We start from the raw sequence: 15,162 nt of genomic DNA on the forward strand, positions 1-15,162 counted from the left end.
GTGAGAAACCTTTCTGCTTTTTCATTGTGCTCCTTTTGAGTGGCTGCTTCCGCCCTTTCTTCCTAAGGCCTCTGATCAGCCCGACGCCCTGTTACTCGCAGCTTGCCCGCCCTACGAGCACAACTGAATCAACAGCGCACGTTTTCCTGTGGAAATCTTAATAACGTTATATCAAATCAGCAGTTTATCTGCATACGACTTAGGTGGTAATGTATCGCTTTCATTGGTTTGTATTTACCACAAAGTAAACTAAAACGCCCAATCGACTGACAAAAACTGGCGTTCCTTAGCCATAGAATGTCATCTCCTGGGAAACTTGCACGAGATTCCACGCAGGAGGCAAACGCGGTGAATCCAAATGGCCGGGGAGAGCTTGGCCAATGGCAAATATTGAGCCCCGCGACCGCCGGGTCAGCGCGTTGTTGCTGAGCCAGGGTGCAGCTTGGCCCAATTTGGGAAGGGTTTCCCTGATCCGATCCCTGTTGTTTTGCAGAGGCGGAGGAGAATGCGAGTAAGTCACTTATTTTCCGTCAGTTACGGGAAAATCTGGGATTTCGCTGTTAATTCCCTGCGGCAAACGAAATTTCTCGTTTTTTGGGCAAAAATCTGATGGATTCGCCTGTGAACCCAAACCTTTCGCTGTAATATTCGCTGTTTGTGGAATTTGCTAATTTTGTGGCAGCGTTTGGCGGAATCCTCCGGGGGGGGCGGGGTCGCTAGCAGGCGAGCTGGTCTTGAGTGATTTTCAACCCGTCGAGGTTGCCGAGGACCGTTACCGCGATCTTCTCTGGATGGAACAGCTCTCGAGCCATCTCCTGGAGCTGCTCGGCGGTGACGCTCTCTATTCGCTCGATAATTTCGTCGAGGGAGAAGAAGCGGTCGAAGTACATTTCCTGCCGAGCAAGGTTCGACATGCGCGCCGTCGAAGACTCGAGGCTCAGCATCAGACTGCCTTTTAACTGCGCTTTAGCTCGGCTGACTTCCTCCAGCGGCACGGGCTCTTCTTTCAGGTTGCGGAACTCGCTTACCACGGACTCCACTACCTTCGCAGCCCATTCCTGCGAAGTCCCGGCGCAGACGGATAGACAGCCTGTGTCGCGATACGAGTTCAAGTCGCTGTAAATCGCGTAGCAAAGGCCTTGATTCTCGCGGATGTTCTGGAACAGACGCGAGCTCATCCCGCCGCCTAGCAGCGTGTTCAACACATATGCGACGTAGCGGCGATCGTCGGATATGTGAACCGCCGGCACGCCCATGCAGATCTGAACCTGCTCGAGCGATTTCTTATTGCGCGTCACAATTTTCGCGAATGTCTGTGGAGCGGGTTGCACGAAGCCGTTCTGCTTGGGCTTGAGTGCGGAGAACTTCTGCCGCACCAAATCAGCGAAATTATTGTGGTTGATGCTTCCGGCAGCGGCGACGATCATGTTGCCGGGATAGAAGAAGCTGCTGTAGTACTCGATCAGCATCTGTTGTTCGAATTTCCGCACGGTCTCTTTGGTGCCGAGGATCGGCTTGCCCAGTGGATGATCTTTCCAGAAATTCTGGGTGAAGATTTCATGGACGAGATAATCCGGGCTGTCCTCATCCATCTTGATTTCTTCAAGAATTACGCCGCGCTCGCGCACAATATCTTTCGCAGCGAACACCGGGTTCAGCACCAGGTCGGTGAGAATATCCATCGCGATGGGCAGATGCTCATCAAGGATCTTCACGTTGAAGCAGATGCATTCCTTAGCGGTGAATGCGTCCATGTTGCCGCCGATCGAATCGACCTGGCGTGCAATGTCCTGCGCCGAGCGGCTGGTCGTGCCTTTGAACAGCATGTGCTCGACAAAATGCGAGATGCCGTTGCGCTCGGACTCCTCATTGCGTGAGCCGGTCCGGATCCAGATGCCTATGGAGGCAGAGCGAATCTGCTGCATCTCCTCGGTGAGGATGGTGAGGCCGTTGGGCAGCACCTCACGTCGCACATTTCTTAATTCTTGAACCATCTAAGTCGTAGGATTGCTATTGTAAATCGGCTATCGGCTCTCGGCTGCTGGCTTTCGGCCAGGAAGTAAGCGGATCGCGTTGTCAAAGGCGCAAATAGGGACGTTGATCTCCACTCAGCTTACTTGTAAGTACTTGCAACGCTTAGGTTTCAGTGAACTGTGAAGAATAGCGACTGACGAGCGCCGAAAGCCGACGCCCAATACCCGATTCCAGTGTATTAGATGCCCGCCACCCCTCCACAGACGGAACTATTGAGCCTGTCAAATCAGGAACTTAGCGACCTTGTGCAAAATCTCGGCGAGCCCCGCTTTCGCGCCAGGCAGCTCGCCGACGCCATCTTCCGCCAGCGACGCGAGTCGCTTGCCGAAGTATCAAATCTGCCATCATCTCTGAAATCCCGATTGGCAGAAGGAGGGATGCACATTGGATTTCCGAAAATCGAAGCTAAATTCCAATCGGTTGATGGCACTGTCCGATACTTAATGGCATTCGTCGATGGGCAATCGGTTGAAGCCGTCTGGATGCCTGAAGGAGATTTCGGAGAAGCAGGAGACGGTAGCGAAGCTGGAGTCGAGGAGGAACAAAGCCTCGACGCCCCGAAGCTCCGAAGCCCTACCCCATCTCACGACTTAAGATCGAAAAGAGTCGCTGCGCAGCAATCGCCAGGACACACGAGAAGGGAACAGTATCGAACGCAAAGCTCAGCAGCTTCGCAGCTTCGGGGCTTCGAAGCTCCGCGGCGCAGTCGCGCAACTATTTGCGTCTCTTCTCAGGTTGGCTGCGCAGTCAATTGTCAGTTCTGCCTCACCGCCTTGCTGGGAATAAAGCGCAATCTTTCCCCGGGCGAAATTGTTGGACAGGTGCTTGCAGTTTTGCGCGACCACGCCGTCGATCTCGATCGCGAGCGCGTGAATATTGTGTTCATGGGAATGGGAGAACCCTTCCTGAATTACGAGAACTTCATGAAAGCGGTCCGCCTGCTGGTGGAGGAAGTTGGATTTCCGGAATCGCGGATGACAGTCTCCACGTCTGGAATCGTTCCGCGAATCCTCGATTTTGCGCGCGAGCCGGTACGCCCCAAGCTCGCAATCTCGCTGAACGCGCCGAACGACGAAATTCGCGAACGCGTGATGCCGATTACACGCAAATGGAATATTGAGGCGCTGCTCGATGCGGCACGGCAATTTCCGCTGCGTCCACGCGAACGCCTTACATTCGAATACGTGTTGCTTGCGGGAGTAAACGATGCTCCAGAGCACGCGCAGGAAGTGGCGCGTCGGGTGCAAGACATCCGCTGCAAGGTAAATCTGATTGCCTTCAATTCTGGCCCGGGCGTGGATTACACGATGCCTCAACACGATCGCGTGCTGGAGTTCCAGTCGATCCTTACCAAATCGGGAATCCCCGCCTTTATCCGACGTCCGCGAGGACGCGATATCTATGCTGCGTGCGGCCAGTTGAAGAGAACGGTGGAATGAAAGCGGCTGTTGGCACTAATAGCCTCCTGTGATTAGATGCTGCCATACGTACTTTTTCGGCGGCGGGACTTGTCAGGCGGACTGTCAGCATCGGGGACCTTCGCACGTGTGCCTGCTCTACATCACATGTCCGTTCGAACCGCTTTTCTTTTTTGCTTGCATCATCTTTTGCAATTTGGGAATGATCGCTTCGTAGTATTCGATTAGCGTTGATAGCCGTTGCGTCTCGGTAGGCATCGCGAGGATCGTTTGTTTAAAGTCGAGATCGACCGGTAGCTGCGAAATCAGGTAAAAGGAGAGGAATTCGTCTGGAGGATCCAATGTCGGGATCGCCTGTCCACTTGCTGCCATTAGGAGTAGTGAGTGATGAAGATCGAAAGCCTTTTTTTTCTCTGTCGATGTCGCATCAGGTCCGTCTTTAAGGAAAGTAACGTCGGCTTGCAAAAACGAGCGATCCTGATTTAGCTCAACGATCTCGAAGCGCCGCAGACCGCGTGTGACGATGTCCATTCTTCCATCGTCATACTTTTTCACAATGGTAACGACTTCCGCCGAGCAGCCGACTTGGGCAAGGCCGTCTTCGACTGCGCGTACCACACCAAAAGGCGCGTCCTGCTCCAAACACTCCCCGATCAGCTCTTTGTAGCGCGGCTCGAAGACGTGCAGCGGCAGAGCCATACCTGGGAAGAGCACTACATCGAGCGGAAAGAGAGGAAGGAGTTCGCTCACCACCCGATTCTAAATGACGCTCACGCGAGCTCAGAACGCGTTTCGCGTCAGCATTTTTCAAGTTCAACAGGTTGGTGAATAATCCACATCATGCGTTGCCGCGATCAGGTCGTAGTCATTACGGGCGCTTCGATGGGAATTGGCGAGGCGCTGACGCGTGCTTTCGCTGCCGAAGGCGCTCAGGTTGTAATGAGCTCGCGAAACCTGAAGGGTCTCGAAGAGGCGCGGACCAGATTGGGAATCCCAGAGAGAACCAGAGCGATCGCATGCGACGTTCGCGATCGCCGTCAGATCCAATCATTGGTCAGTCAAGCGCGTGACCACTTCGGGCAGATCGATGTGTGGGTAAATAACGCAGGCTACGGTCTGCTGGATTCAATCGCAACTATGTCTATGGAAGAATGCCGGCGAATCTTCGACACGAACCTGTTTGGCGCGATCGACTGTATGCAAGCCGTGATCCCGGTTTTCAAGAACCAACGATGGGGAACGATCATTAACATTTCGAGCATCGTAGGGCATCTCCCCGTTCCGCATCTCGGCGCGTACTCTGCTACCAAGCACGCGCTGAATGCGATCAGCGAAGCTGCCCGCCTGGAGCTGGAGCCTAGCGGCATGCGCGTTATAAGTGTGTGTCCAGGACGAATTCAAACGCAATTTGGAACGAACACGATCAGAGGATGGGAAGGTAAACGTCTGGGCGAGAGCTTCCAAAAAGGAATTTCCGCCGAGCGCTGTGCTCGCGCCATCTTGCGCGGTTACTTACGCGGTTCGCGGGAGGTATTCGTGCCTTGGCACGCAGGAGTCATTGCTCACCTTTACGAATTGTTTCCTGCTGTTGTCGAGTTTGCGATGAGAAGAATGGGTTAGCAAAACGTCCCACACAAGAGACAAAGGATGGCTCCGCACACTGCTATCACTCTACGGCGATGACGACAACCGTGGCGTCATCGTGGAAGCGCTCTTCGCAGTGAATACTTACGGCCTTCATGACCGCGCGCTGAATTTCTTCGGAAGAAGCGGTGCGATTTTGCACGACGATTTCTTTCACGCGCTGCATCCCGAATTCTTCATCGTGACGGCTCTCCACTTCGGTAATGCCATCGGTGTAAAGAATCAGCCGATCGCCGCTTTGAAGCTTCAGCTGCGTTTGCTCGTACGTCCACTCAGAAAATAGCCCGAGAACGCCTCCGCCTACACGCAGCTCCTGAGCTGTTCCGTCTGCATGCACGAGAATCGGAGGATTGTGGCCGGCATTGCTGTAGCAGAGAGTGCGCGATTCCGTATCAATGATCCCAAAAAAGAACGATACAAACTTGCCAATCGGCATGATCTCGCTCAGTGCTTCGTTCAGCGAGCTGCAGAGCTGCTGCGGGTGAACATCATGCGTAACGATGCTTTTCTCAAGCCCACGCAGGCTCGCTGTGAGCAGAGCGCCCGGAACTCCTTTACCTGCGACATCCGCGATGGAGACAGCAAACTTTGACGAGGTGAGCGGCGTGAGATGGCAATAGTCGCCGCCGACGTAGCGCATGGAACGCGAGTCTCCGCTCACTGTAATACCGTGCTGCTCGGGCAATCTCAGCGATAACAGCTTGCGCTGAATTTCTGCCGAGAGTTGCTGCTCTTCTTCGACCTCTGCACTCAAGCGGCGAGCCTGCTCGGCGCGTTCGATAAGATCGCGTGATTTTTGAATCAGCTGAGAATTCGTCCATGGCTTCTGGATGAAATCGGATGCGCCGCGCTGCAGTGCTTCTACGGCGAGTTCAATAGTTCCCCAGGCGGTTATGACCAAAACGGGAACGTTCGCGTTGATCTTGCGGATACTGGAGATCAGGTCCAGACCCTCGGTTCCGGAGGTGGTATCGAGGGTGTAGTTCAAATCGGTGATGAGCAGATCGAACTCGCCGGAGTTCAGTGCTTCGATGACAGCCGCAGGATGACTGACCGTCTTCGAATCAAACCCCTCCAGTTTCAACAGAAGAGCAATGGCGTGCAGAACGTCGGCTTGATCGTCGGCAACGAGTACACGCTTGGGCCGCGCCGCAACGCCAACTCCGGCGCCAAGGGATGAGAGATAAGAGCTATCGGTCACTGCAATCTCCGATTTGGGCAGGGAAGACAATGGGATGAGTCGAAGGAAACGGCATTTTAAACTGCAAACGGTCCCGCTCTGGTAATGAGCAAGCCCGATACCATCGTTCGCGCTTGCGACACGTCCGTTCATCCGGCAATATCTCTCAGTGATTGAAGAGCTTACGAGAACTCATCGAGACGATAGCGTTGGTTAGGTGTTCGAATCTGAAATGAAAGAAGGCAAAAGCGAACAGTCAGTTTTGGGAAGTCGCGAGAGCTGGGCCGTCTAGAACGTACCTGATCTTCCGAGCCAGAGCCTCGGTCGTGAATGGCTTTTGCAGAAAGGCGACGCCGGCGTTCAGAACGCCATGATGCACGATGGCATCGTCAGCATAGCCAGAGACGTACAACACCTTCATTTCCGGACGCACTTTAATTAAACGCTCAGCGAGTTCGCGTCCGCTCATCTGCTCCAGCACAACATCGGTAAGCAACAGATCGATTTTTCCGGAATGACGCTCGCACATCAGCAGTGCCTCGCCGCCGTGCCGCGATTCGAGAACGTTATAGCCGTGCTTATGCAGAACCTGGCGCATGAGAGCGCGGACGCCATCTTCGTCTTCCACCAGCAGAACGGTTTCGCTGCCGCGCCGAGCCGGCTGTTGCATAGTGCGCGCAGGCAGTTCCGCTGGAGCATCGACAGCGGGAAGATAGACTTTGAATGTCGAACCGATTCCCACTTCGGAATACACCCAGATGTAGCCGCCGCTCTGCTTGATGATTCCGTATACGGTCGAAAGTCCCAGGCCGGTGCCCTTGCCGATTTCTTTCGTGGTAAAAAACGGCTCAAAGATGCGCGACTTTACTTTGTCCGTCATTCCCGTTCCCGTATCGGTCACAGCAACCATCACGTAGGAGCCGGACTTCACAGAAACATGATCGCGGATGTAGTTGTCATCCAGATCGACGTTCCCGGTTTCAATGGTCAGCTTGCCGCCATTTGGCATGGCATCACGTGCATTCACGGCAAGGTTCATGAGTACCTGCTCGACCTGTCCGGGATCCGCTTTTACGCGCGCCAGCCCTGGCTCGAGCACTGTGAATAGATCGATGTCCTCGCCTAGCAGACGACGAAGGAGCTTGTCCATGTTCCCGACAACTGCATTGAGGTCGAGAATCTTCGGCGCGAGTACCTGCTGGCGGCTGAAGGCGAGAAGTTGCCGGGTGAGCGCGGCCGCGCGATCGGCGGCTTTCTTGATTTCGTCGACCTCTGAGCGCAAAGGATCGGCCCCATCGAGCTCGTCGAGCATCAGTTCGCTGTAGCCCTTCATCACCGTAAGCAGGTTATTGAAATCGTGTGCAATGCCGCCGGCGAGGCGGCCAATGGCTTCCATTTTCTGCGATTGGCGAAGCTGCTCCTCAAGCGCTCGGCGTTCGCTTACGTCTTCTGCAATCATCTCGAAGCCGAGAGTATCGCCGTGTTCGTTTTTGAAGACGTTTCCGCTTAGCCGGACTGTAATCGATCTGCCATCCTTCCGCTTCCAGCGCAGCTCGCAGCTTTCCAGGCATCCAGACTCGCGATAGGCGTGGATCACGGCTGCTCTCTGATCCGAATCCAGATAGATGTCGCGCGCCATATCGACGGCCATGAGTTCGTCCGCAGACGAATAGCCAAGCATCTTCACCAGCGCAGGATTCACGTCGAGGAACTTGCCATCGAGGCTGGAGCGATACATTCCATAGACCGCGCTCTCGACCAGCGAACGATGGCGAGCCTCAGAGGCGCGAAGAGCCTCTTCCTGCTGCTTTCGTACAAGCGCGACGGCGATGTGCTGCGAAACGTATGTGAGAATCTCGCGGTCATGCTCGCTATGCCGGAGGTTCGTGTCATGGCTCTGCAGAGCGATTACGCCGAATACCTTGTTGCCTTGACGAAGCGGAACTCCGAGCCAGTCGACGCAATCACGGCGCGTGCCGTCGATTTCGTTCTTGTTCTCAAGGTCACGGATTTTAGCGAAGTCCGCGAGCAGAGGTTTCCCATTTCGGAGCACATACTCGGTAAGGCCTTTGCCCAATTTGCGGCTCACCGGCGCCGGATCGTTTTCATCGACGAAGTAGGGAAAATGCAGCCGTTCGCCACTTTCGTCGAGAAGCGCGATGTAAAGATTGTTTGCGTACATCAATTCCCCAACAATCTTGTGGAGCGCCGGATAAAGCTGCTCCAGATCGACCACCGAATTGACACAGTCGCTGATGGAATGCAACGCACTCTGCAGGCGCTCCGAACGTTTGCGTTCAGTAATGTCAATCAGGGTGCCGACAATCGCTTCATCTTCGCTGTTTTCAAGCGTCACGTTTTCGAGCACCCAAACTTCTGACCCATCACGCTTGCGCAGGCGGAACTCAAGGTTGCTCAGGGCGCGTTCACTCTTCAGTCTCGCTATGTAGTCGGCACGTTGCTGTGGGCTGTAGTACGGATTGAAGTCGCCGGCAGCGATCATGTGCTCGCGCGATTGATAGCCGAAGATGTGCGCGAAGGAGTCGTTGCAATCGAGAAGGCGGCCGGATCGGCTGCTGAACACTCCTGCGAGATTGCGTTCGAAGAGACGCCGATATCGTTCTTCTGAACGCCGCAGCTCTAGTTCGGCTTCAAACCGATCGCCGATATAGCGAAAGCTGGCCAAAAGCCCGGCTTTGCGTCCTTGATGAATATAAGGGCTGCTAACCGCCTCAAATGACTTCCAACAGCCTGATTTGTGGCGTAGCCGGATGGCGATTGCTTCCCCTTCAGCCGGATCTTCGAGGCCTTGGCGGAATCCGGCGATGGCTGTCTCCAGGTCCTCGGGATGGACAAAATCGAATGACGAAACACCGATCATCTCTTCGGGTTGATATCCGAGATGCTGGACGATCGATTTGCTTTGGTAAATGATGGTGCCGCGTTCGTCGAGCAGCGACAGCATGTCCGATGATTGTTCGACAAACGCCCGGAAGCGATTTTCGGTGTCGCGGAGCGCCTGCTGAGTCTCGCGCAAGCTGACCGATTTCGGCGCTTTTCCGCGAGCGGGAAGGCGAGTTTCAGGCGTGCTGGTCACACGCGCAGGCTTGGGCTTAACGCCCATCGTAAGGGGACTCCTGCGTGGTCATTGGAAAGTGGGACTGCTGTTCGGGGGCGCAAATAATGTACCGCAAATTGGGCAGTACTAGAAAGGAAATACGACATTACTTTCGTTTACCAGGACGTCAGCTCCGGGAAGGGTTCATCCGGAGCGGGACCCGGCGGCTTTTTCTCAGTGAAACTTGTCGATCGCACTCCGGTTGACTTGCAGTGAGTTCCTCGTCTCTCATCGCGCTGCTACGTCTTTTTCGACTACTCTCACGTATTCTTAGACAAGCCATGCATGTGCGCGTGCTGTTGTTCGGGGTACTCAAAGACATTTTCCGACGCAGTGAAGACTCGCTGGAACTGAGCTCGGGAGACACAGTTTCCGACGTATTGGAGCACTATCGCGAACTTGCTCCGGACAGGGCTAGCCTATTCCATTCCGTTGCTCTGGCAGTGAATCAAGAGTACGCCGCTCCGGATCGCCGCTTACAAGATGGTGATGAGGTTGCACTACTGCCACCAGTAAGTGGCGGTCTCGAAACGCCGGTGCGGCCGGGAAGTTACAAATGCGAGATCGTTCGGGAGAGTATTCCTACCGAGCAGATTCTGCAAGGCACTAAGCACGCGGAAGATGGTGCCGTAGTCGTCTTTGAGGGCATCGTTCGCAACCGCACACGCAATCGGCAGACGCTTTTTCTCGACTATGAAGCGTACGAACCTATGGCTCTCAGCCAGTTGAACGCCTTGGCGGAGAAGGTCCTCGCGAATTACAAGATCCGCGAGATTGTCATAGTCCATCGCCTTGGACGGCTTGAGATTGGGGAGACCAGCGTTCTGATTGTAGTTGCATCTGATCATCGTGCGGCCGCCTTTGATGCTTGTCGATTTGCCATTGACACCTTGAAACGAACGGTTCCCATTTGGAAAAAAGAGCACTTCAGCAATGGTGTGGTTTGGGCGGATGGTGAACCTTTTCCAGAAGAACTTCGAGTCGATCGGGAGTCTCCGAAGGGGCGCGTGTAATGAGAGCTGTAGCCACTGTGCTCGCGGTTGCGGCCTTGCTTTTGCCGATTTCAGCTCAGGAGACTTCCGAGCCTACCTTCAAAGTGGATGTGAAACTGGTGAACGTCTACGTCACCGTCACTGATCAGCAGGGCGCCCCGATTGGAGACCTTACTAAGAACGACTTTAGTTTGGCTGAAGACGGAGTGCCGCAGAAGATATCGGTCTTCAGCAAAGAGTCGCAGTTACCACTTTCCATTGTGCTGGCCGTTGACACAAGCTCGAGTACGCGCAAAGACATTCGCTTGGAATTGGAGGCGGCACGAAAATTTATTCACTCAATTATTAGACCGCAGGATGCAATTTCGCTTTATGCATTCGCGACTGACGTAGATGAAATGGTGTCGTTCACCTCGAAGCTTCACCAGATTGATTCTGCCATCAACCAGGTCCAGGTGGGCGGAGCTACCTCTCTATACGATGCCATTTATCTCGCTTCAAAGGCGTTGATGAAGCGGCAAGGCCGGAAGGTTCTGGTGCTGATCACTGATGGGGGTGATACGGCGAGCACAGTCGACTACAAGGAGGCCCTGCGTGCGGCGCAGCAGTCAGAAGCACTGGTCTACAGCTTGATTGATGTTCCGGTCGAAGCCAGCGCCGGACGGAACACTGGGGGCGAACACGCACTCATTCAAATCTCGAACGATACGGGCGGGAAGTATTACTACGTTTCAAGCGTCTTCGAGTTGGATAAAGCGTTTCAGCAGATCAGCGATGAATTGCGCACGCAGTATTTGCTTGCATACTACCCAGTGCCGCGCCGCGCTGCATCGGATTTTCGCGAGATCGACGTGATGGCGCATTCTCATGAATCCGATGGAAAGGGTCAGCTTGTCATCCGTGCGCGTCGAGGATATTACACCTCAAAACTGGAATGACCCCCGTGTGCTCGCCTTGCCGGCGCACCAGTAGCGTTTTGAGATGGATAGTTTGACGTTCAGCTTCGTGGCTTGTGTTAGTGCTTGAAGCTGATGGTTATGTGCGTGTCGGTTTCGACCGGCTTTCCGCCAAGCAGATACGGCGAATAGCGCCATTGCCTGGCGGCGGAGATGGCTGCTTCCCGAAGCAGCGGGCTGCCACTGACCACGCGAATGTTCTTCAGCTTTCCATCAATGCCGATCCTAGCGCTCAGGACAACATCCCCGCCTACGCCCGCGCGTCGCGCCATCTCTGGGTACTGAGGCAATACCTTTCTCGTCAGTTTTCCTTCGACCACGCCGCGCGATTGGGGCAGCGTCAGTCCCGGAGTTGGAGTGTTGGCGGCAACGATGTCAGCGGCTAGCTTTGCAGAGGATACTGTTGAGAGTTGGCCGAGCGAAGGCGCCTCGGGCGGGGCATCGATGGCAGGCGATGTTGACGAGTTCTCGCGAACTGTAACCTCCTGCGTTGCCGGTTCAGTATGAGGCTCTGACGAGCTTTTGGTCGCGTGCGTTGGAGCGGCGGCGCTGGGCTTCTTCGGCTCGCTCTTAGCAGCCTCCACAACGGTGGTTGAGGTTGGCTGCGAGAGCGCGGGCGTCGGACTAGGAACTGTCGTGGCTGTGGCAGTCGGCGCAGCCTGCGGACTCGGCGCGTTCTTGCGCAGGCGCAAGATAGCGAATGTCGCAAATACAATCAGCAGAATGGCAATTAGACCGACGGCAAGATACAGGCGCCGCCGCTGATCCAAGGCAGTGGAATTTGAATGGGTTTCTTCGTGAACATCGGGTGCATGGACCGGCAGCGGGCCGCTTGCGAGTTGCGGAGTGGCAGCGGTCGAAGCCACTGTTGCGACTCGAGCGGGTACTGGCATTGGCGCAGGGATTGAAACCTCGCGTGCGGGTGCCATAGCCGATTGAACTGTCCTCACTACTGGCACCGGAGTTGCGACCGGTGCCGCAGGAATTGGGACCTCCATCGCGATGTGCGGAGTTGTTGCATCCGCTTCCAGCAGTGGTTCGAAGCTGGTACGGCGCTCAACGGGTACAACTTCGCTTGGCTCCGCGGGCACCGCGACGCCAGCAATAAGTTCAGCGATGAAGCTGACGACGAGAATGTCAGCGCCTTCGAAATTTCCGGGGGTTGGAGAGAGCACCTCGGCGATTCCGGCCGGCATTCCGCCAGAGAGGACCGGAACGATCAGCAGCGAACGGAAGTTCAGTTGCCGGCAGATGGCCGCGTCAACTCGTGGATCGGTTTCCGAATCGCGCAACAACACCACGTTGGCCGTCCGCATGCACTCGCCGGAGAGTGACGATTCCGAAAGCTGCACACCGACATCAGGCGCATTGCCATGAGATGCGCGGCAGATTGCGTGTTGTCCATCGCGCAGTGCAATAGCAGCTCCTGTCGCGCGCGTCAGCTCGGCGAGGCGGCGCACGATTAACGCAAGCGCTCCGTCAGCGTCGAGATCGTCAGAGGAGATCTGTGCCTGGAGATCGGCGATCTCGCGCAGGCAAGCTACCTTAGCCGCAAGGGCAGCGTCGGCACCCAGGGTTGCGGAGTCATCTCCGTGCTGAGGCGAGCTCTGAAGCCAGTCTTGAAGTGCTGTTAGCGAATCGATGCTGATGTGTGCGAAACGAATACCCGTAGCCATTTCGTCGCTCCAGGCGATTACGCCTGAGGCCTCGATCTGCATCTCGGAATCTGGAAGCGTGAATCGCAGTTGCGTCTCGCTGCCGATATTCAGATCCGCGCTTCCGAATAGGCTAATGCCGCCTTCGCTGATGTCGCGTGCCGCGCCGCTACGGCCGGGCAGGAGCTCAATCCGGCTGTGCATCGGCAGCGGCTTTCTCGAGGCGCTGCGACGATCGTTTTCGATATAGGGAAGACGTGCTGCTTCGGCAGATGTGGCCATTCAACGTCTCGCGAGTCTACGGAAATTGCTTGGCTGTTGCCCACGCATTAGCAGACGAGGTCGTTGGCGCGGACGTTTGCGGCTTCGTGGCCGCAGCGGTGCTGAACACCTGCACTGGCGCGGCAGACGTTGGACGTGCTGCATCTTCCAACAGCTTGGCACTCAGTCGGAGAGCCTCAATCTCATGCTGGATGCGCTGCAGTTCAGCCTCTTTTTGACGGATTACTTCGTAGATATCTTTCATTCGTGCTCTCGTAATCGAGTAGTTAAGATCTGGGCGGGGGTGGGTAAGCGCATCATCACCCAGTCTGACGCGGAAATCAACAGGAATTCACGTCAGGTGCGCAGTACAGGTAAATTTGGAAGCGAATTGAGAAGAAAGCTCGGTGTTGGTAATCTGATAGAAATTACTCTGCTTATGTGGCATTACGTCGTTGGCTCACAGCCGAAACGCTGCATTCACAGGCGGAGCGGCGTTTGGCGATATCCGCTCGCCGATCGGGAAGGCGCAAAGCAGCAGAAGGGCAGATCAGATGGTTACGCGCTCTTGTTTCGCGATGCGCATTACCGCTTCTGCAAAGCTTTCAGCTTTGGATTTAGTCTTCGCCGGAGCCGCTTTCTCCACTTGTCGGCGGAGCAGGTACTCGTCGTTTAGACGGGCGAGCCGCTTTCTTGCCGCTTCAGCATTAGCTTTCATCCGATCAATTGTCTCTTGTGAATGTTTGCTGTGATTCTTCATTGGGCCTCATACGAGAAACTGCCAGTCACGACTGTCACTTCGGGTAAAGCAACTACGAAACCAACTAAGCTTTTTGATTTCGGCGAAAGCCGGGTAAGAGCCGTCGCAGACATCGAAATGTACGCCTCGACTGAGCCAGCATTTTAGAACTACTTACGCAATGCGTCGCCACGTAGAGTTTGGACGGGAACGCATCCTCCGCGTGCGGGCATGCAGCCACCAGTCAAAAGCGTAGAGCGCAAATGCAACCGTCAGAATCGCACCCGATACGTCTCTAGGAAGCGTGAAAGCCGATTCGAGGAACAGCCACAGAATCATGAGGATGATCGAAACGATGACCACTGTTCGGTATCCTTTACGAGGCGTCTAAAATTGCTGAGCGTCCAAGCTCCTGAAGGGGGAACGATCTCTGATGTCGCCGTCAGCATCTGGGCATGCACCTTGAGTGCTTGCGGCGTTAAATTTAGGATGTCCAGAGCAGCTGGATGGGTTGCAAGATGGCCGGAGCCCAAATCTGTCCAGGTGTGAAACTAACCTCGAGGCTGGTATTTCTGCAGTCGTAGTTCCGACAATTTCAACAGTAACCGCAAAACACCTTGAATCACCAGCTGTTGCGGATCCGGCTGTAGTTGACAAAAGCTTCGAGGCTTCGCAGCTCCGTGGCTGCGCAGCTTCTCACGTTACCTAAGTGCTTTGCTTCGTGCATAAAGCTATCTCATACTGCGATGCGTCATGGAGCACGAGGTCACTACACGGCCTACGCGGTGGGGGAAGTCTGCCGAACGGCAGTGGCCGCGGTTTAAAGTCGACTTTGGGATCAAGATCATCGCCGGAAATGCGGGCACCAAAAATGTGGTGCAGGGCAGAGCCCATGACCTCTCTGAAGGTGGACTCGGTTTCTATGGGGTTCTGGAACTCCAGGAAGGACAGCTCGTCCAGGTGGAGTTCACGCCTCCATTTTGCCGCCGTGCCGTGGAACTGACAGCGATCGTCAGGGACAAGGACGGCTATCGCTATGGACTCGAGTTCCGCAAAATCAGTCAGCACGCTGCCGAAGACCTCTCCCGCTCCTGTCGCGCATTGAACCTCGCTTTGGAATAAGCTCTCGCGTCAGTACCGTCCGCGGTAGCGCATGGGTGACTCA

The 15,162-nt window shown here is 55.1% G+C and carries 12 protein-coding genes; 5 read left to right on the forward strand and 7 right to left on the reverse strand.

Features of this window, described 5'->3' with window-relative positions:
• Positions 1-716 precede the first annotated feature (716 nt).
• Positions 717-1,994 carry a pitrilysin family protein gene (locus tag VFU50_07775; protein HEU5232740.1) on the reverse strand — a complete coding sequence of 426 codons (1,278 nt, stop codon included), beginning with the start codon at positions 1,992-1,994 and terminating at the stop codon, positions 717-719.
• 222 nt (positions 1,995-2,216) lie between these two features.
• Between VFU50_07775 and rlmN the strand changes: the two genes are divergently transcribed.
• Positions 2,217-3,473 (forward strand): 23S rRNA (adenine(2503)-C(2))-methyltransferase RlmN, encoded by a 1,257-nt coding sequence (rlmN, locus tag VFU50_07780; GenBank protein HEU5232741.1) that lies wholly within the window; start codon positions 2,217-2,219, stop codon positions 3,471-3,473.
• 117 nt (positions 3,474-3,590) lie between these two features.
• On the opposite strand, the gene VFU50_07785 is transcribed toward rlmN, so the two are convergent.
• The gene (locus tag VFU50_07785) at positions 3,591-4,202 is read right to left on the reverse strand and encodes an LON peptidase substrate-binding domain-containing protein (GenBank protein ID HEU5232742.1); all 612 of its coding nucleotides are present in this window, start codon (positions 4,200-4,202) and stop codon (positions 3,591-3,593) included.
• A 90-nt stretch (positions 4,203-4,292) separates the two neighbouring features.
• Between VFU50_07785 and VFU50_07790 the strand changes: the two genes are divergently transcribed.
• Complete coding sequence (locus tag VFU50_07790; GenBank protein HEU5232743.1) at positions 4,293-5,072, forward strand: SDR family oxidoreductase; 780 nt, start codon at positions 4,293-4,295, stop codon at positions 5,070-5,072.
• Between the two features lie 46 nt (positions 5,073-5,118).
• Here the strand turns inward: VFU50_07790 and VFU50_07795 are convergent, their stop codons facing one another.
• Together VFU50_07795 and VFU50_07800 are read right to left on the reverse strand one after the other, a co-directional pair.
• Complete coding sequence (locus tag VFU50_07795; protein HEU5232744.1) at positions 5,119-6,327, reverse strand: SpoIIE family protein phosphatase; 1,209 nt, start codon at positions 6,325-6,327, stop codon at positions 5,119-5,121.
• A gap of 205 nt (positions 6,328-6,532) precedes the next feature.
• A complete protein-coding gene (locus VFU50_07800) occupies positions 6,533-9,400 on the reverse strand; it encodes a PAS domain S-box protein (GenBank protein HEU5232745.1) in 2,868 nt (955 codons plus the stop codon).
• Between the two features lie 206 nt (positions 9,401-9,606).
• Here VFU50_07800 and VFU50_07805 point away from each other — a divergent pair, with 206 nt between their 5' ends.
• Both VFU50_07805 and VFU50_07810 read left to right on the forward strand, forming a co-directional pair.
• Complete coding sequence (locus tag VFU50_07805; protein ID HEU5232746.1) at positions 9,607-10,407, forward strand: molybdenum cofactor biosynthesis protein MoaE; 801 nt, start codon at positions 9,607-9,609, stop codon at positions 10,405-10,407.
• Entirely contained in the window at positions 10,407-11,324 is a 918-nt protein-coding gene (locus VFU50_07810) for a VWA domain-containing protein (protein ID HEU5232747.1), read from the forward strand. Before VFU50_07805 ends, VFU50_07810 begins: the two co-directional genes overlap by 1 nt.
• Before the next feature lie 77 nt (positions 11,325-11,401).
• Here the strand turns inward: VFU50_07810 and VFU50_07815 are convergent, their stop codons facing one another.
• From VFU50_07815 to VFU50_07825, 3 genes are all read right to left on the reverse strand, one after another.
• Complete coding sequence (locus tag VFU50_07815) at positions 11,402-13,279, reverse strand: TonB family protein (protein HEU5232748.1); 1,878 nt, start codon at positions 13,277-13,279, stop codon at positions 11,402-11,404.
• A 16-nt stretch (positions 13,280-13,295) separates the two neighbouring features.
• Positions 13,296-13,523 carry a hypothetical protein gene (locus tag VFU50_07820; GenBank protein ID HEU5232749.1) on the reverse strand — a complete coding sequence of 76 codons (228 nt, stop codon included), beginning with the start codon at positions 13,521-13,523 and terminating at the stop codon, positions 13,296-13,298.
• 285 nt (positions 13,524-13,808) lie between these two features.
• Positions 13,809-14,018 carry a hypothetical protein gene (locus VFU50_07825; protein HEU5232750.1) on the reverse strand — a complete coding sequence of 70 codons (210 nt, stop codon included), beginning with the start codon at positions 14,016-14,018 and terminating at the stop codon, positions 13,809-13,811.
• Positions 14,019-14,750: 732 nt separating this feature from the next.
• Between VFU50_07825 and VFU50_07830 the strand changes: the two genes are divergently transcribed.
• Positions 14,751-15,119, forward strand: a complete 369-nt coding sequence (locus tag VFU50_07830; protein HEU5232751.1) for a PilZ domain-containing protein — start codon at positions 14,751-14,753, stop codon at positions 15,117-15,119.
• The last annotated feature ends 43 nt before the right edge of the window (positions 15,120-15,162 follow it).

It is taken from the genome of Terriglobales bacterium (assembly GCA_035764005.1).
Classification (GTDB): Bacteria; Acidobacteriota; Terriglobia; order Terriglobales; family Acidobacteriaceae; genus Gp1-AA112.

Coding starts and splice junctions, on each gene's coding strand:
- VFU50_07815 (HEU5232748.1), bottom strand. CDS start 13,279: ATGGCCACATCTGCCGAAGCAGCACGTCTTCCCTATATCGAAAACGAT.
- VFU50_07810 (HEU5232747.1), top strand. CDS start 10,407: ATGAGAGCTGTAGCCACTGTGCTCGCGGTTGCGGCCTTGCTTTTGCCG.
- VFU50_07800 (HEU5232745.1), bottom strand. CDS start 9,400: ATGGGCGTTAAGCCCAAGCCTGCGCGTGTGACCAGCACGCCTGAAACT.
- VFU50_07825 (HEU5232750.1), bottom strand. CDS start 14,018: ATGAAGAATCACAGCAAACATTCACAAGAGACAATTGATCGGATGAAA.
- VFU50_07775 (HEU5232740.1), bottom strand. CDS start 1,994: ATGGTTCAAGAATTAAGAAATGTGCGACGTGAGGTGCTGCCCAACGGC.
- VFU50_07820 (HEU5232749.1), bottom strand. CDS start 13,523: ATGAAAGATATCTACGAAGTAATCCGTCAAAAAGAGGCTGAACTGCAG.
- VFU50_07790 (HEU5232743.1), top strand. CDS start 4,293: ATGCGTTGCCGCGATCAGGTCGTAGTCATTACGGGCGCTTCGATGGGA.
- VFU50_07830 (HEU5232751.1), top strand. CDS start 14,751: ATGGAGCACGAGGTCACTACACGGCCTACGCGGTGGGGGAAGTCTGCC.
- rlmN (HEU5232741.1), top strand. CDS start 2,217: ATGCCCGCCACCCCTCCACAGACGGAACTATTGAGCCTGTCAAATCAG.